General features: G+C 72.5%; 8 protein-coding genes. 1 reads left to right on the top strand and 7 read right to left on the bottom strand.

Annotated features, from left to right (window positions below):
- Window positions 1-16: 16 nt before the first annotated feature.
- The 4 genes from ACWCQK_RS22870 to ACWCQK_RS22855 form a co-directional block, all read right to left on the bottom strand.
- Window positions 17-1,255, bottom strand: coding sequence for a vWA domain-containing protein (locus ACWCQK_RS22870; protein WP_451157611.1), 1,239 nt, complete (start codon window positions 1,253-1,255; stop codon window positions 17-19).
- Window positions 1,252-2,487, bottom strand: coding sequence for an AAA family ATPase (locus ACWCQK_RS22865; protein ID WP_451157609.1), 1,236 nt, complete (start codon window positions 2,485-2,487; stop codon window positions 1,252-1,254). Before ACWCQK_RS22865 ends, ACWCQK_RS22870 begins: the two co-directional genes overlap by 4 nt.
- Before the next feature lie 108 nt (window positions 2,488-2,595).
- A complete protein-coding gene (locus ACWCQK_RS22860) occupies window positions 2,596-4,029 on the bottom strand; it encodes a hypothetical protein (RefSeq protein ID WP_451157607.1) in 1,434 nt (477 codons plus the stop codon).
- A 108-nt stretch (window positions 4,030-4,137) separates the two neighbouring features.
- The gene (locus tag ACWCQK_RS22855) at window positions 4,138-5,523 is read right to left on the bottom strand and encodes a condensation domain-containing protein (RefSeq protein WP_451157605.1); all 1,386 of its coding nucleotides are present in this window, start codon (window positions 5,521-5,523) and stop codon (window positions 4,138-4,140) included.
- A gap of 157 nt (window positions 5,524-5,680) precedes the next feature.
- Between ACWCQK_RS22855 and ACWCQK_RS22850 the strand changes: the two genes are divergently transcribed.
- Window positions 5,681-6,514, top strand: coding sequence for a DUF817 domain-containing protein (locus tag ACWCQK_RS22850; protein ID WP_451157824.1), 834 nt, complete (start codon window positions 5,681-5,683; stop codon window positions 6,512-6,514).
- Window positions 6,515-6,683: 169 nt separating this feature from the next.
- On the opposite strand, the gene ACWCQK_RS22845 is transcribed toward ACWCQK_RS22850, so the two are convergent.
- The 3 genes from ACWCQK_RS22845 to ACWCQK_RS22835 form a co-directional block, all read right to left on the bottom strand.
- A complete protein-coding gene (locus ACWCQK_RS22845) occupies window positions 6,684-8,543 on the bottom strand; it encodes a M1 family aminopeptidase (RefSeq protein ID WP_451157603.1) in 1,860 nt (619 codons plus the stop codon).
- A gap of 373 nt (window positions 8,544-8,916) precedes the next feature.
- Window positions 8,917-12,291: a pyruvate carboxylase gene (locus ACWCQK_RS22840; protein WP_451157601.1), complete on the bottom strand. Its 3,375-nt coding sequence runs from the start codon at window positions 12,289-12,291 to the stop codon at window positions 8,917-8,919.
- 353 nt (window positions 12,292-12,644) lie between these two features.
- A complete protein-coding gene (locus tag ACWCQK_RS22835) occupies window positions 12,645-14,876 on the bottom strand; it encodes a M4 family metallopeptidase (protein WP_451157822.1) in 2,232 nt (743 codons plus the stop codon).
- Window positions 14,877-15,452 lie beyond the last annotated feature (576 nt).

The raw sequence follows: 15,452 nt of genomic DNA, 5'->3' as shown, positions 1-15,452 counted from the left end.
GCCACGCGGCCGCGGCCTATCCGATGACGACCACGCGTGCCCACGCGGGCGGCGCGTCCGGCGCGTAGTCGGGATCGTCCTCGTTCACCGAAGCGGCCCGCGGCCGGGCGAACAGACCGACCACCGTCCGGCACGGTGGCCGGTCGGCCGGCCAGGGCGTCTGGCCGTCCGTCAGCACCACGATGACGTCGGGCCGGGGGCCGTGCCGCAGGGCCCGGGCGAAGCCCGACCGCAGATCCGTGCCCCCGCCGCCCACGAGGGGTATCCCCTCGGCCCGGCACAGCCGGTGCGCGAACGTGGCCGCCGCGTCGCACGGCACCACGGTGACCAGTTCGCGGCGGCCACCCACGGCGCGGCTGATCGCGGCGACCTCGTTCAGCGCGCTGCCCAGTTCGGTGTCGCTGACCGATCCGGAGGTGTCGATGACCACGCAGACCCTGGGCGGTCTGCGCCGCAGGCTCGGCAGTACGACGCCGGGCACCCCGGCCGAGCGCCGGGACGGCCGGCCGTAGGTGTAGTCGTCGCCCGCCCCGGCTCCGGAGGCTGCCGAGCGGACGGCCGCGCCCAGCAACTCCCGCCACGGCTGCGGCGGGTGGAACACTTCCTCGGCCCATCGCCGCCATCCCTTCGAGGTGTCACCCGGCCGGCCGTTGATGCCCTGCGCCACCCGGAACCGCACCGCGTCCCGTTCCTGGTCGCTGAGGCCGTGCGCGCCGTCGGGTCCGAGGTCCCACTCCCGGTCCAGTCCGTCGGCTCCGCTGCCGCAGTCCAGCCAGGCCAGGTCCTGGGTGCGCGGCCCGAGCCGGAACAGGCCCAGGTACTCCTCCATGAGCTGCCCCTCGGGCAGTTGCAGGAACGCGGGCGTGACAGCGCCTTCGGGCCGCGCCAACCCGTCACCGAACGCGTCGTCGTTGATCTCGCAGTCCGCGGCGATGTTCATGCGCAGCCGCGCTCCGGAGCCGGTCAGCGCCCGCTCGCGGGAGACCCGGTCGCTGCGCCCGTGGTGGTCGCGCAGAAGGTGGGAGACCTCGTGCACCCACACCCCGGCGAGTTCCTCCACCGGTGTGCGGTCGACGAACGCCGGTGAGACATAGCACCGCCAGTGCCGGTCGACGGCCATCGTCGGCACCCGCCGGGACGCCACGGGGTGCAGGGCGAACAGGGCCGTCGCCAGGTAGGGCCGGACGCGGGCGGCGTGCAGCCGGGCGGCGAAGAGCTTGTCGCGGTCCAGCGCGCTTTCGGCGTCCGGGGTCATCGGGCCGCCTTCGCGGCCACCCGGGCCGCCGCGCGGTCCGCCCGCCGGGACAGGGACACCGCTCCGGCCAGCCGCTCGATCGACTCCGGGACCTCCCAGTCCTGTTGGCGCAGGGTCGCGAGGGTGGTCGCGGGGACGACCACCAGGTCCGGGGCGCCGGTGTCCATCGCCCGGACCAGCAGCGCCCAGGCCGCGTCCCAGCGCGCCTGGTCCGGGCGCCCGCGGACCGCCGCCACCACCCCGTCCAGTACGGCTTGGCGCAGATCACCCCGTTCGGGCAGGACGGCGCCCGCCGGGTCGGCGAGGAGCAGTTCGGGGTCCGGGAGGTCCATCCGGTCCACGCTCGCCAGCAGTTCCAGGCCCGGCCCGTCCCCCACCGTGCCCCGGACGAGCAGGGAGAGCACGTCCCGGGAGGAGCCGGCCGCGGTCGCGAAGGCGATCAGACACAGGGTCATCTCCCAGCTCCGGGGTGACGGCCAGGGGCCGCCCCGGCGCGTCTCGTTGTCGGGCAGCCGGTGGACGAGTCCGGGGCGGGCGGCCAGCAGCCCGCACACCGCGCGGCGGGCGAAGTCCACGGCCGCCGGCATCCGCTCCGGGTCGAGCCGTGGCAGTGTCGCCCGGGGCCAGGTCCCGCCCAGGCCGCGTACCACGACCTCGTGGTCGTGGGTCCAGCGCAGGTGCACGAAGCGGTTGGCGAGCGGCGGGCTCAGCTCCCAGCCGTCGGCGGCCGAGGCACGCGGGTTGGCGGCGGCCACGATCCTGACGCCGGGCGGCAGTCGCAGGGCTCCGATCCGCCGTTCGAGCACCAGGCGCAGGAGGGCGGCCTGGACGGCCGGCGGCGCGGTGGACAGCTCGTCCAGGAACAGCAGTCCGCGGCCGGCCCGTACGAGCCGGACCGCCCAGTCCGGCGGGGCCATCGGGACGCCGTGCTCCGCGGGATCGTCGCCGACCACGGGCAGGCCCGAGAAGTCGGACGGCTCGTGCACGCTGGCGATCACCGTGGTCAGCGGCAGGTCCAGGGAGGCGGCGAGCTGGGTCAGGGCGGCGGTCTTGCCGATCCCCGGTTCGCCCCACAGCAGTACGGGCAGGTCGGCGGCCACGGCCAGGGTCAGGGCCTCCAGTTGGATGTCGGGGCGGGGTTCGGTGGTGGTGTCGCGCAGCAGGGCCAGCAACTCGTCGGCGATGCCGAGCTGGGAGTCGCGGGGGATGTCGGAATGTGCGTACGGGGGCATGTCGGATCACCTGTGGGTTCGAGGGAGAGAAGCCGAGTGGGTGCGGGGCGCGGGCCCGCGAGGCGCGCGCCTGCGGTCATCGGGCCTGCGGGCCTGCGGGTCAGCGGGTCAGCGGGCGGTGGTGTGGCGCGGGTGTGAGCGGTGCTCGCCGGGGCGGCGCGCGCCCTCGCGGATCCGGCCGGGGCCGGGGCCGGCCAGTCCCGCCCGGAACAGTCCGTAGGTGACGCGCCGCCGCGCGGCCGCCTCCAGTTCGTCCCGCAGCGCGCCGTCGCGCAGCAGTGCGCCGGGGCCGAGCAGGGCCTCGACGACGGCGAGCGCTCCGGCGATGTCGCCGTGGTCGAGGCGTTCACGGACGTCGGCGAGGCATTCCGGCCGGCGGTGTGCCTCGTCGATGACCTGGAGGCAGGGCAGCGGAGTGCCGGTCAGCTCGGCCAGCAGCTCCTCGCGGCGGACCTCGGCGCGGTCGTGGTCCAGCGGGACCAACACCCCGCCGACCAGGCCGATCCGGTGCCGGGCGCCCCGGCAGTCCACCAGGCGTGGCCGACCCGGTGTCCGGGGTGCGGCCGGGGACGGGGCCGCCGGCGTGTGATCGGGCAGCAGCGCCGCGGCGACCAGCGGGTGCAGCCGGTCGGCCTCGATCAGTCCGGCGCGGATCAGTTCGAGGTCGGGCGGGGTCCAGGTCGCCGCGTCGGGCAGGACCGGCAGCGCGCGGGTGCGGCCGTCCGGGGGCGCCGCCGCGATCCGGAGCCGGGGCGCGGCGACGCCGTCACCAGGTCCGGACAGGTGCAGCACCAGCCGGCCTCGGGCTCCCAGCCGCACGGTGGCGGCCCCGGTGCGGGAGCGCCCCTCGGCGTGGAGCAGGATCTCCGTCTCGGCCGCCCACCGGTCCACGGCACAGCGGTGTCCCGTCGGCACCGTCAACGGCGGTTCAGGGGGTTCCGGGTCCGTCGTGGGACCACCGTCGGCGGGCGGCCGGTCGGCTCCGGACCGGACGCGCAGTTCGTCGCTGCGGCGCGCGTCCCACAGGTGGCGGTGCAGGTCGAGACGGAACCGTCGGCTGGGCCGTGGGTGCGGATGGTGGCGGACGCCGGGGTCGGAGCGGGCGGCGCCGTCCCACAGCGCCAGGCTGATCCGCTGACCGGCGTCCGCCCAGGCGGGTGGTGTGCGGGCCACCAGGTGCACCGGTCGGGCCGGTTGCCCGCGGCCGGCCCCCTCGATGTCGTACCGGGCCAGGGAGAGCGTGAGCCCCGGCCGCAGCAGTCCGTCGGGAGCGATCCTCGGCAGGTGCCAGCGCAGCAGGTCGGGGGCGAGGTGGCGGAGATCGGCCCGGATCCGGTCCGCGAGTTCCCGGCCGTGGGTGCGGGCCAGGGCGCGCGGACCGAGGTCGACATCGATGCCCGCGGCGGCGCACGCGCCGGCCCAGTCGCCGGCCTGGCGACGGGCGGTCGCGGTCTCGATCATGGACGGCGGCACGGCGAACTCGCGCACGCGCAGCCAGAGGGAAAGGCGGGAATCCCCGTTCGCGTCGTGGGTGAGGAGCATCAGCACTCACCTTGCGCGGACGGGACCCCCGATCTGTCGGCGGAATAAGTCTTCATCGCGGGGACCGTATCGTCCCTCGCCCCGGCCTGCCATCGGATTTCCGCGTGATCAGGCCCGGGCGACCGAGAGGATGACGTCCCGCAGCCGTTCGACGTACAGCCGCATGTTCTTGCTCGCGATGTCGGTGTCCGGGTAGCGGCTCGCGAGCCAGAGGCCCTCGTGCATGCGGTTGACCCAGACGCACACCTGATCGCCGTACGACACCCTGAGCAACGCGTACGCGTTCTGCTCGGCCCACCGGTCGGAGCCGGGAAGGGTCCGGGCGTCGAGGTAGGAGACGATCGAGTACAGGTCCGGCGAGGTGGGGCGGAAGTCCGCGCCGAGGAGGCTGAGGACCCGGGCCAGCGGAATGCGCGCCAGTGACCTGTTGGCCTGCAACTGGGCGCGTACGGCCGTCAGGGCGCCCCGGAAGTCGGGGGCCTGGGCCATGGAGACCTCGATCGGCGCACCGCCGACGTACCAGCCCACGGAGTCGGACCACTGGGACTTCACCCGGGTGTGGAACGGCACCACCGTGCGGTACACGGACTGTCCGCCGATCTCGTGGACGAGGAGGCTCGTCGCGGCCAGGATGCCCACCAGGCTCCCGCCGTACGGCCGGCAGTACGCCTCGAACGCGGCGGCGGCGTCCGCGTCCACGAGCGTCTCGCGCATCAGCTTCTGCGCGGGCAGTCCGCCCCCGGGTTCGAGGCCGAGGTCGACGGGGAAGTCCGGCAGCTTCCCGTCGCAGCGCTGGATGAACTCCCGCCAGCGCGCGACGATCACGTGGGTGTCGCCGATCCGGTCCGCGTCCGCCCGCTCCAGCTCGCAGAAGTCGACGTAGCTGCTGACCGGCGCCTCCTCCTGGGCCCGGCCCGCCAGTCGCGCCGTGTACAGCTCGTGGATCTCGGCGGCGATGCGCTGGAGGGAGTAGCCGTCGACGTTGCTGTGGTCGAAGACCATGTGGACCCTGGCGCCGTCGTCCCGGACGACCGCCGTGTAGAGGAAGTTCGGCCAGCGCAGCGCGTCCGCCGCGATGTCGAAGCGGTCCTGGAGGTGCTGGACGAGTTCCGCCGCGTCGGGGAAGTCCCCGATCACCTCGCGCCGCAGTGCCACGGCGTCCGCGCCGAGGGTGAACCGGCGCATCACGTCGCCGTCCCAGCGGAATCCGCTGCGCAGTGTCTCGTGGCGCAGCGTCCAGCTCCGCAGCGCCTCCTGGAGCACGTCGAGGTCGACCGGGCCCGGGAGGTCGAAGGCCGTGCCCAGCCAGGTCGGTACGAACAGGCCGTCCTCCCGTACGGACCGGGCCGTCCTGATGTGCGCCTCCTGGATGTACGCCGGCGGCCGGGTGTCGTCCGGCAGCTCCGCCGCCGCCTCGACGGTCGCCGGACTGAGTGTCCACTCGACGAGCCGTCCGGGCGGGACCTCACAACGCTGGATGTCGGTCATTCGCACCGGGCGGCTCCGTTCGCAGATGGGGCATATCCGATCAAGGGAATGCCCCGCCCGCGACCGGCACGCGGAGAAGCGGGTTTTTTCAATGGATCGGGTGGCATCTCGAACAGCGGTGCCTGCCGGGACTGCAACCTCCGGCACCGTCGACGCACTCTCCATGGGCATGGGCAGGATCACGAGGGGTGCCGGGTTGTTCATCAGGCAGTTGGCGCGGTTCGGGTGGTCGCAGGCGCGCTGCTGCGCGTTCGCGGTCGCGCTGCTCGGCGGAATGGCGGGCTCGACGTTGCTCCCGCCCCTGCCGGTGGCGCGCTACGACCTGTTGCTCGCGTACGGGGTGCTGTTGACCGTCGCGGGCCTGTCGCTGGGCTGGGAGAGCCGGCGCGAGGTGGCCGTGGTGGCCGTCTGCCACCTCCTGGGGCTCGCCTTCGAGCTGGTGAAGGTGCGTATGGGGTCGTGGAGTTATCCCGAGCCCGGCCTCACCAAGGTCGCCGGGGTGCCGTTGTACGGAGGGTTCATGTACGCCGCCGTCGGCAGCTACGTCTGCCGCTCCTGGCGGCTGATGGGGCTGACGCTGACCGGCTACCGGCCCCGCGCCACCGCCGTGCTCGCCGTCGGCCTCTACGTCAACTTCCTCAGCCACCACTGGCTGCCGGACCTGCGCTGGGCGCTCGGCGGCCTGCTGATCGCCGTGACCACGGGAACGTGGGTGCACTTCGTGATCGCCACGCGGCGCTACCGGATGCCCCTGGCAGTGTCCTTCGCGCTGATCGGGTTCTTCCTGTGGCTCGCGGAGAACATCGCCACCTATCTCGGAGCGTGGACCTACCCGGACCAGGTGCACGGCTGGGAACCGGTGTCCGTGTCCAAGTGGGCCTCCTGGGCACTGCTGATCAGTGTCACCTTCGTCATCAGCGCGGTCCGGGCCGACACGGGCCCGGTGACACCGCGCCGGAGAGCGGCGACAGCGGCACCGGGCGGGGTCGCCGCCTGAACACGGCATCGCGCCGGGTCCGTTCGGCGCCGGGACCGTGTCCGGTCCGCCGGGTGCGCGGGCGTCGGGTCGCCGCGGGGGCGCGCCGGAGAGCGCGCCCACCGCGGCGGACCGGTGATCGATGACCGGCGGACCGGCGACCGGTCGCCGGTCGCCGGTGGCCGCGTGGTCAGCCGTCGATGCGGTGCTGGGTCCAGAACGAGGTCAGGTCCGTGGTCGTGGCGGCCTGGGCGGCCGCCTTGAACTCGGCCGTGGTCGAGACGCCGTACCAGTGCGAAGTGGCGTAGTCCTTGAGCAGTTTGGCCATGACGGTGTCACCGAGGAGGCGCCGCAGGTCGTGCAGGGCGCACTTGCCGTAGCCGTACACGACGGTGGAGTACCGGGACGAGTGGGTGTCCCAGTAGGCCATCGAGTTGGTGATCTTCTCCGCCGACGACGCCCAGGAGACACTGCTCCAGCAGCCGGTGCCGGTCTTGTTCAGCGCCAGATCGGTCGCGTAGTCGGTGAACGCCTCGTCCAGCCAGGGGTTGTTGTACTCGTCGTCGCCGACGATGCCGTAGAACCACTGGTGGCCGATCTCGTGGGTGAGCGCGGTGGTGCTGACCAGGTCGAGGACGAACCCGGGGTATTCCATGCCGCCGAACCAGAAGTTGTTGTCGATCACGGCGTCCAACTCGCCGTACGGGTAGGCGCCGAACCGTGCCGCGTGGGCGTCCACGGCGCTCTTCGCGGTGGTGAGCATCGACTGCGCGCTGGACGAGCTGATGCCCGAGACGGAGTAGATGTTGATCGGGGTGCCGGCGGTAGAGGTGCCGGAGATCTTGCTGAAGGGGCCGGCGGCCCAGGCGAAGTCGCGGACCTTGGCGGCGGTGGCGGTGGTCACCGTGCGGCCACTGGTGCCGGGGGTGTCGACGGAGCCGCCGGTGGCCGGCACCAGCAGGGTGCTCGGGTGGTCGAGGGTCACCTTGAAGTCGGCGGCCAGGGAGTAGAACGACTCACCGTTGTTGGTGTACGGGTCCAGGTGCCAGCCCGCGCCGTCCTTGACCGCGAGCACCGGCAGCGCGTTGCCGATGAAGCTGAACGCGCCGTCGTAGCCGAAGCGGTCCGCGCCGCTGGGCACGGTGATCCCCAGGTCGAACCCGATCGTGGCGCTCTGACCCTGTGCCAGGGGCGTCGGCAGGGCGATCCGCAGGGCGGTGCAGGCGACGGAGAGGGCGCCCGCGGTGCCACCGGTGACGTTGGTGACGCTGATCGGCATCGCGGAGCAGGTGCCGTGGTAGTTGTCCCACAGCCGCAGGTACACCTCGCTGAGCGCGGTGGACGAGGCGTTGGTGAAGGTCGCGCTCTCGTGGCCGGTCCAGACGGTGCCGCTCGTGTTGCTGGTGAGGTTGACGGTGTACGAGGGCGCGGCCGGCGTACGGGTGTTGTCCGCCGGCGGGGCGGTGTCGCCGGAGGTGTCGAGGGCCACGTCGTCGACGACGAAGCTCGTCTGGAGGCTGGAGTCCTCGGTGCCGGTGAAGGCGACGGTCACGGTCTGGCCCGCGAACGCCGAGACGTCGAACGACTTCTGCGCGTACCCGGTGGCCTTGTTGAGGTTCGAGTACGTCGCCAGCGTCGTGGCGCCGATCTTCGCCGTGAGCTTGTCGTACGCGGTCGACGAGGTCGTCTCGGCGGTGTCGATGTGCAGCCAGAAGGTGAGCGTGGCGGTGCTGCACCCGGACGGGATCGAGACGCTCTGGGAGAGCGTGTCGGTGCGCGTGCTGCCGACGCCGTTGAGCCAGGCGAAGCTGGTGCCGCCGTGGGCGCTCTGGCCCGCGCGGCTGGTGATGACGGAGGTCGAGGACTGGGTCCAGGGCGAAGTCCCGCTCTCGAAGCCGCCGTTGGTGACCACCTGGGCCGGGGTGCAGGCGGCGGCCGGCGCGGCCGTGGGCGGCGCGGCGGCCACCGGGGAGACGGGCAGCAGGACGGCGGCCAGCGCTGCGACGGCTGTCGCGGTCGCGGCGAGGGCCTTGTGGGGGGTCGGTCTCACGCGTAACTCCTTTGAGGCGGCCGGGATCGCGGCCTGCTCGGTGGCCGCCCGGCCGGAGTGGGTGCGCCGGAGGGCAGCCGGGGGCTGTGCGGATCGCTCGCGCGATCGCCGAGGTGAGATGCCTGCCCTCACCCCCGGGGTCGGGGCGACGGCTGCCGAAAGCCTGACAGGTTTGACCGGAGCATGCCATAAGGGGTGGGTAAAGTGTTCGCCCCGCGTGCCTGCTCGCACTTGCTCGTGCCCGTTCGTGCCTGTTCGCACCCGCCCCGAACCGGACGCACCCGCCCTTGCCCGCCCCGAACCGGACGTGCCCGGGCCGCGCCCCTGTCGCAGCAGGAACGCGGCCCGGGTACGAACGGCCGGCGGAGGCGCCTCAGCCGATCTCGACGAGCAGGTCCCCGCCTTCCACCTGCTGGATCCGGTTGATCGCCAGCCTGGTCACCTTCCCCGCCTGCGAGGCGGTGATGGTGGCCTCCATCTTCATCGCCTCGATGGTGGCCACCGTGGCGCCGGCCGCCACCTCGTCGCCCTCGGCGACGACGAGCGTCACCACACCCGCGAACGGCGCCGCCACCTGACCGGGCTTGCTCCGGTCGGCCTTCTCGGTCGCCGGCACGTCGGAGGCCGCCGCGGTGTCGCGCACCTGGATCGGCCGCAGTTGGCCGTTGAGCGTCGACATCACGGTGCGCATCCCCCGCTCGTCCGCCTCACCGACGGCCTCCAGCTCGATGAGCAGGCGTACGCCGGGTTCGAGGTCGACGGAGTACTCCGTGCCCGGACGCAGGCCGTAGAAGAAGTCCTTGCTGTCCAGCACGCTCGTGTCGCCGTAGGTCTGACGGTGTGTCTCGAAGTCGCGCGTCGGCCCGGGGAACAGGAGCCGGTTGAGCGTCGTGCGGCGGGTCTTCTCCAGCCCCGCGCGGTCCTCCTCCGTCAGCTCCTGCACGGGCTTGGCCTCGGCACGGCCGCGCAGCGCCTTGCTGCGGAACGGCTCCGGCCAGCCACCGGGCGGGGTGCCCAGTTCGCCGCGCAGGAAGCCGATGACGGAGTCGGGGATGTCGAACCGGTCCGGCGTCCGCTCGAACTCCTTCGGCGCCACCCCGGCGCCCACCAGATGCAGCGCGAGGTCCCCGACCACCTTGGACGACGGGGTGACCTTCACCAGGTGGCCCAGGATCCGGTCGGCGGCCGCGTACATCGCCTCGATCTCCTCGAAGCGGTCGCCGAGGCCCAGCGCGACCGCCTGGGTGCGCAGGTTGGACAACTGCCCGCCGGGGATCTCGTGGTGGTAGACCCGGCCCGTCGGTGAGGCGAGACCGGCCTCGAACGGGGCGTAGACGCGCCGGACGCTCTCCCAGTACGGCTCCAGGTCGCCGACGGCCTGGAGGTCGAGGCCGGTGGGCCGCTCGGAGTGGTCGGTCGCGGCCACGATCGCCGACAGCGACGGCTGCGAGGTGGTGCCCGCCATCGACGCGACCGCTCCGTCCACGGCGTCGGCTCCGGCCTGGATCGCGGCGAGGTAGGTGGCGAGCTGGCCGCCCGCGGTGTCGTGGGTGTGCAGGTGCACCGGCAGGTCGAACTCACGGCGCAGCGCCGACACCAGCGTCGCGGCGGCCGGGGCCCGCAGCAGTCCGGCCATGTCCTTCACGGCCAGCACATGAGCCCCGGCCGCCACGATCTGCTCGGCCAGCCGCAGGTAGTAGTCCAGGGTGTACAGCCGCTCCGACGGGTCGGACAGGTCGGAGGTGTAGCACAGGGCCACCTCGGCGACGGCCGTCCCCGTCTCCCGTACGGCGTCGATCGCGGGCCGCATCTGCGAGACGTCGTTGAGGGCGTCGAAGATCCGGAAGATGTCGATGCCGGTGGCCGCGGCCTCCTGCACGAAGGCGTCGGTCACCTCGGTCGGGTACGGGGTGTAGCCCACGGTGTTGCGGCCGCGCAGCAGCATCTGCAGACAGATGTTGGGCACCGCCTCGCGCAGGGCCGCCAGGCGTTCCCAGGGGTCCTCGGCGAGGAAGCGCAGGGCGACGTCGTAGGTGGCGCCGCCCCAGCATTCCAGGGACAGCAGCTCCGGCAGGGTCCGCGCGACCGTGGGGGCCACGGCGAGGAGGTCGCGGGTGCGGACCCGGGTGGCCAGCAGCGACTGGTGCGCGTCACGGAAGGTGGTGTCGGTGACGCCGATGGTGGGCGACTCACGCAGCCGGCGGGCGAAGCCCTCCGGACCGAGGTCGACGAGTCGCTGCCGGGAGCCCGCGGGCGGCTCCGCGGCGGACAGCGGCCGCAGTTTCGTGACCGGGTCGATCAGCGCGGGCCGCTCGCCGTGCGGCTTGTTCACCGTGACATCGGCGAGGTAGGTGAGCAGCTTGGTGCCGCGGTCGGCGGAGTGCCGGGACGTGAGCAGCTCCGGCCGCTGTTCGATGAACGACGTCGTCACCCGCCCGGCCTGGAAGTCCGGGTCGTCCAGGACGGCTTGCAGGAAGGGGATGTTCGTGGCGACACCGCGGATGCGGAACTCGGCCACGGCACGCCGGGCCCGGCCGATCGCGGCCTTGAAGTCCCGCCCCCGGCAGGTGAGTTTGACGAGCATGGAGTCGAAGTGCGCGCTGATCTCCGTACCCGCGTGGGTGGTTCCGCCGTCCAGGCGGATCCCGGAGCCTCCCGGCGAGCGGTAGGCGGTGATCCGGCCGGTGTCCGGGCGGAAGCCGTTGGCCGGGTCCTCGGTGGTGATACGGCACTGCAGGGCCGCGCCGCGCAGGGTGACCGTCTCCTGTGACAGCCCGAGGTCGGCCAGGCTCTCGCCGGCCGCGATGCGCAGCTGCGCCTGGACCAGGTCGACGTCGGTGACCTCCTCGGTCACCGTGTGCTCGACCTGGATGCGCGGGTTCATCTCGATGAAGACGTGGTTGCCCGCGGGGTCGAGCAGGAACTCCACGGTGCCCGCGTTGCGGTAGCCGATCTGCCGGGCGAACCGCACGGCGTCGGCGCAGATGCGGTCGCGCAGCGCCGGGTCGAGATTCGGCGCGGGGGCCATCTCGATCACCTTCTGGTGGCGGCGCTGGAGCGAACAGTCGCGCTCGAACAGGTGGATGACGTCGCCGTGCCCGTCGGCGAGGATCTGCACCTCGATGTGACGGGGATCGATGACGGCCTTCTCCAGGAACACGGTGGAGTCACCGAACGCCGAGGCCGCCTCACGGGAGGCCGCCTCGATGGACTCGCGCAGCTGGGCGGGGTCCTCGACCCGGCGCATACCGCGACCGCCACCGCCGGCGACCGCCTTGACGAACACCGGAAAGCCGATGTCCTCGGCGGCACGGACGAGTTCGTCCACGTCGGTGGAAGGCGCGCTGGAGCCGAGCACCGGCACGCCGGCCTCGCGGGCGGCGGCCACGGCTCGGGCCTTGTTGCCCGTCAGCTCCAGGGTGCGGGCGCTCGGCCCGACGAAGGTGATGCCCGCCTCCTCGCAGGCGAGTGCCAGGTCGGGGTTCTCGGAGAGGAATCCGTAGCCCGGGTAGACCGCGTCCGCTCCCGCCTGACGCGCCGCCCGGACGATCTCCTCGACCGAGAGATAGGCCCGTACCGGGTGCCCAGGGTCGCCGATCTCGTAGGCCTCGTCCGCCTTCAGCCGGTGCAGCGAGTTGCGGTCCTCGTGCGGGAAGACGGCGACGGTGCGCGCGCCCAGTTCGTAGCCCGCGCGAAATGCGCGAATCGCGATCTCACCACGGTTGGCGACCAGTACCTTGCGGAACATCCTGGATCCCTTCAGCCTGCCGGTGACGAGGACCATCGTGTCGGCGTCAGGCCCGTTGTGCCATGTGAGCCGGGCCACCCACCGCGGTGTCGCCCCGGATGGACGGCTGCTTCCCCATCGGCGCGGATCCACACCGCTCGCCGCCCGCGCGGGAGGAGGCACCGCTCCGGCCGATCTCAAAGAGGCGTTCCGACGGCGGCGTTGGCGCCGACCGGGCCCGCGTGGACGTTTCGTTCCGGTCCGGTCGCACCGGGGTCGAGGGCACGTCGGTGCCGCGACGGCCCGGACCGTGAGACGGTCCGGGCCGTGCGGCAGGCGGCTGCCCCGGGTGGTGCGAGGGGTGCTGCTCAGGGTCAGGGAGTGATCCGCCACTGCTGGATGTAGCCCACGTCGATCGAGGCCAGGTCGCGCACCCGCAGCTTCCAGGTGCCCTCGACGGGCTGCGCCGAGGCGTTCACCGTGAAGGTCTGGTCGACGTTGTCGGCCGAACCACCGGAGCGGTTCAGCAGCGAGTAGACGGTGCCGTCGGGGCCGACCAGGTCGACGGTCAGGTCACCGCGGTAGGTGTGGACGATGTTGACGTAGACCTCGGTGGTGGCCGAGGCGTTGCCCGGACGGCCCGTGATGGTGATGGGCGATTCGACCGCGGCGCCGACATCGGGAATGTCGACGCGCGTGCTGTTGCCGTAGACGTACGCGACCCGCCACTCGAACTCCACCGTCACGGCCGCGCCCGTGCTGTCGGTGACCGTGACGCTCACCGCGCTGGTGCCGGTGGCGGACGGAACGCCGGATATCAGCCCGCTGTCGCTGATGGTCAGCCCGTCGGGGAGACCGGTCGCCGCGTAGCTGAGGGTGGCGTTCGCGTTGGTGGTGTAGGCGTCGAGCTGCAACGAGACCTCTTGGCCGACGCCGGTGATCTGGTCCGCGACCGGCGCGATGTTGACGCCGAGCGCCAGCCGGTCACCGACGTGGATCGCGGCCCAGGCGTTGGCGACCGCGAGGTAGGTGTCGCTGTAGGCGCCGAAGAGGTCGGCGGCGGCCTGGAGGGTCGCGACCCTCGCGCCCGCGTAGTTGGTCGTCGAGGTCATGTACGTCGTCAGCGCCCGGTACCAGATCCGCTGCGCGTTCTCGATGCCGATGCCCGTCACGGGCAGGCCGTCATAGGTGGGGCTGTCGTAGGCGACACCGTTGACGGTCTTCGCGCCGCTGCCCTCGGAGAGGAGGTAGAAGAAGTGGTTCGCGGGTCCTGAGGAGTAGTGGACGTCGATGCCGCCCAGGCCGGAGTCCCAGTAGTCGCGGGAGGACCCGTCCTTCGACGGCTTGTCCATGTACCGCAGCGGGGTGCCGTTGCCCCGGATGTCGATCTTCTCGCCGACGAGGTAGTCGGGGACGTCGGCCGTGAGGCCGGAGTGGAACTCCACGGCGGCGGCGAAGATGTCCGAGGTCGCCTCGTTGAGGCCGCCGGACTCGCCCGAGTACGTCAGGTTGGCGGTGGCGCTCGTGACGCCGTGACTCATCTCGTGGGCCGCCACGTCCAGCGCGGTCAGCGGGTGGGTGTTGCCGGAGCCGTCGCCGTAGGTCATGCAGAAGCAGCTGTCCGACCAGAAGGCGTTGACGTAGCTGTTGCCGTAGTGGGCCCGGCTGTAGGCGGCGACGCCGTCGTTGCGGATGCCGTTGCGGCCGAAGACGTCCTTGTAGTAGTCCCAGGTCGCCGCCGCCCCGAAGGCCACGTCCACGCCCGCTGTCTGACGGTTGCTCTGGGTGCCGTCGCCCCAGACATCGTTGTCGTCCGTGAAGAGGGTGCCGGTTCCGGACGTGCCCTGGTTCAGGTCGTAGGTGCGGTGGCCCGCGCGGTCACCGTCGACGAGTTGGTACGTCGAACCGGATGCCGTGGTGCCGAGCGGCACGGTTCCGCTGTACTGGCCCGTGCCCGTGCCGGTGTGCACGCCCTCGTACTGCTGGATGGCCTTGCCGGAGGTCGCGTCGGTGACGACATGCAGCTCGCTGGGGGTGCCGTCGTCCTGGAAACCCTCCACCGAGGTCTCCCAGGCCAGGACCGGCCTGGCCGCTCCGGCCGCCCAGACGACGAGCCGGGGCGCGCCGTCGGCGGCGGCCTCGGCCGCCGCCGCGCCGGCCTTCCTCGCGGCCGTGAGCGCCTTCGCGGCGGCGGCCGGCGCACCGATCCTCGGTGTGGTGGTCGGCACCGCGAGGGTGGCCTCGGTCGCCTCGGAGACGGTGGTCCGGCCGTTCCTCACGTGGACGACGAGATCGCCGCCGAGCACCGGAAGTCCGGCGTAGGTGCGCTCGTACCGCGTGTGGGTGGTGCCGTCGGCGTCCTGGAGGACGTCCTTGACGACGAGCTTCTCGCGGGACCCGAGGTCGAGGCGTCTCGCCGTGGCACCGGCCGCGGCCTTCGCGCCGTCGACGAGGGCGGCGCGCTTCGCGGGCGACAGGGTGGCCGGGGCGGCGCCGGAGCGCGGGGCGGCGACGATCTTCGTGGGGCCGGGGTCCTTGGGAGCGGCGGAGGCGGCGCCGCTCTGTACGGCACCGGCGAGGAGCGTTCCGGCCGCGAGGGCGACGATCGCCGCGTTTCCTCGGCGAAGGGAGCGGGGGCGAAGACGGGCGAAGAGGTGTGGCCGTAACAAGGTCTACTCCTTGTGCGACGGTCGGCCCAGGTGGGAGGCCGAGGGTGAGCGGGCCTGCGGGGGTGTGGCCGGCCCGGAGCGCGCGGGGCGGAACAGACGTGGCGCTGGACGCGCGGGGGCGCCCGTCCACGACGGGGGCTGCGCGCTCGATGAGGTGGGGGGAGGGTGGGGGGTGTGGGGGGTGTGGGGGGTGTGGGGGGTGTGGGGGGTGTGAACGGCCGGTGAAGGCCGATAGAAGGGTGACATCACCCTCACAGGCTTGTCATGGAAGCGACAAAGAAAAGGCCGGAATTGACCATTGCCCGCTGCGGGTTCACCCAGCGGAACGGAGCTTTTCGGCCGTGCCCGGTGAGTCGGTCACCTCCACCCGCGCCCACACGTCAGGCGGGCGGGACACACCGGCACGCATCCCCGCGCACACCTCTGCGCCTCGACGTCACCGTCATCAGCTTGCGCCGGATGTTCCCAGACCGTAACGCTCCCTGATTTCAAGGGACTTGACCGGTCACTCCT

The organism is Streptomyces sp. NPDC002306, from assembly GCF_053593435.1.
The sequence above is the reverse complement of the archived record's forward strand: the minus strand, read 5'-3'. Positions and strand labels throughout refer to the sequence as shown.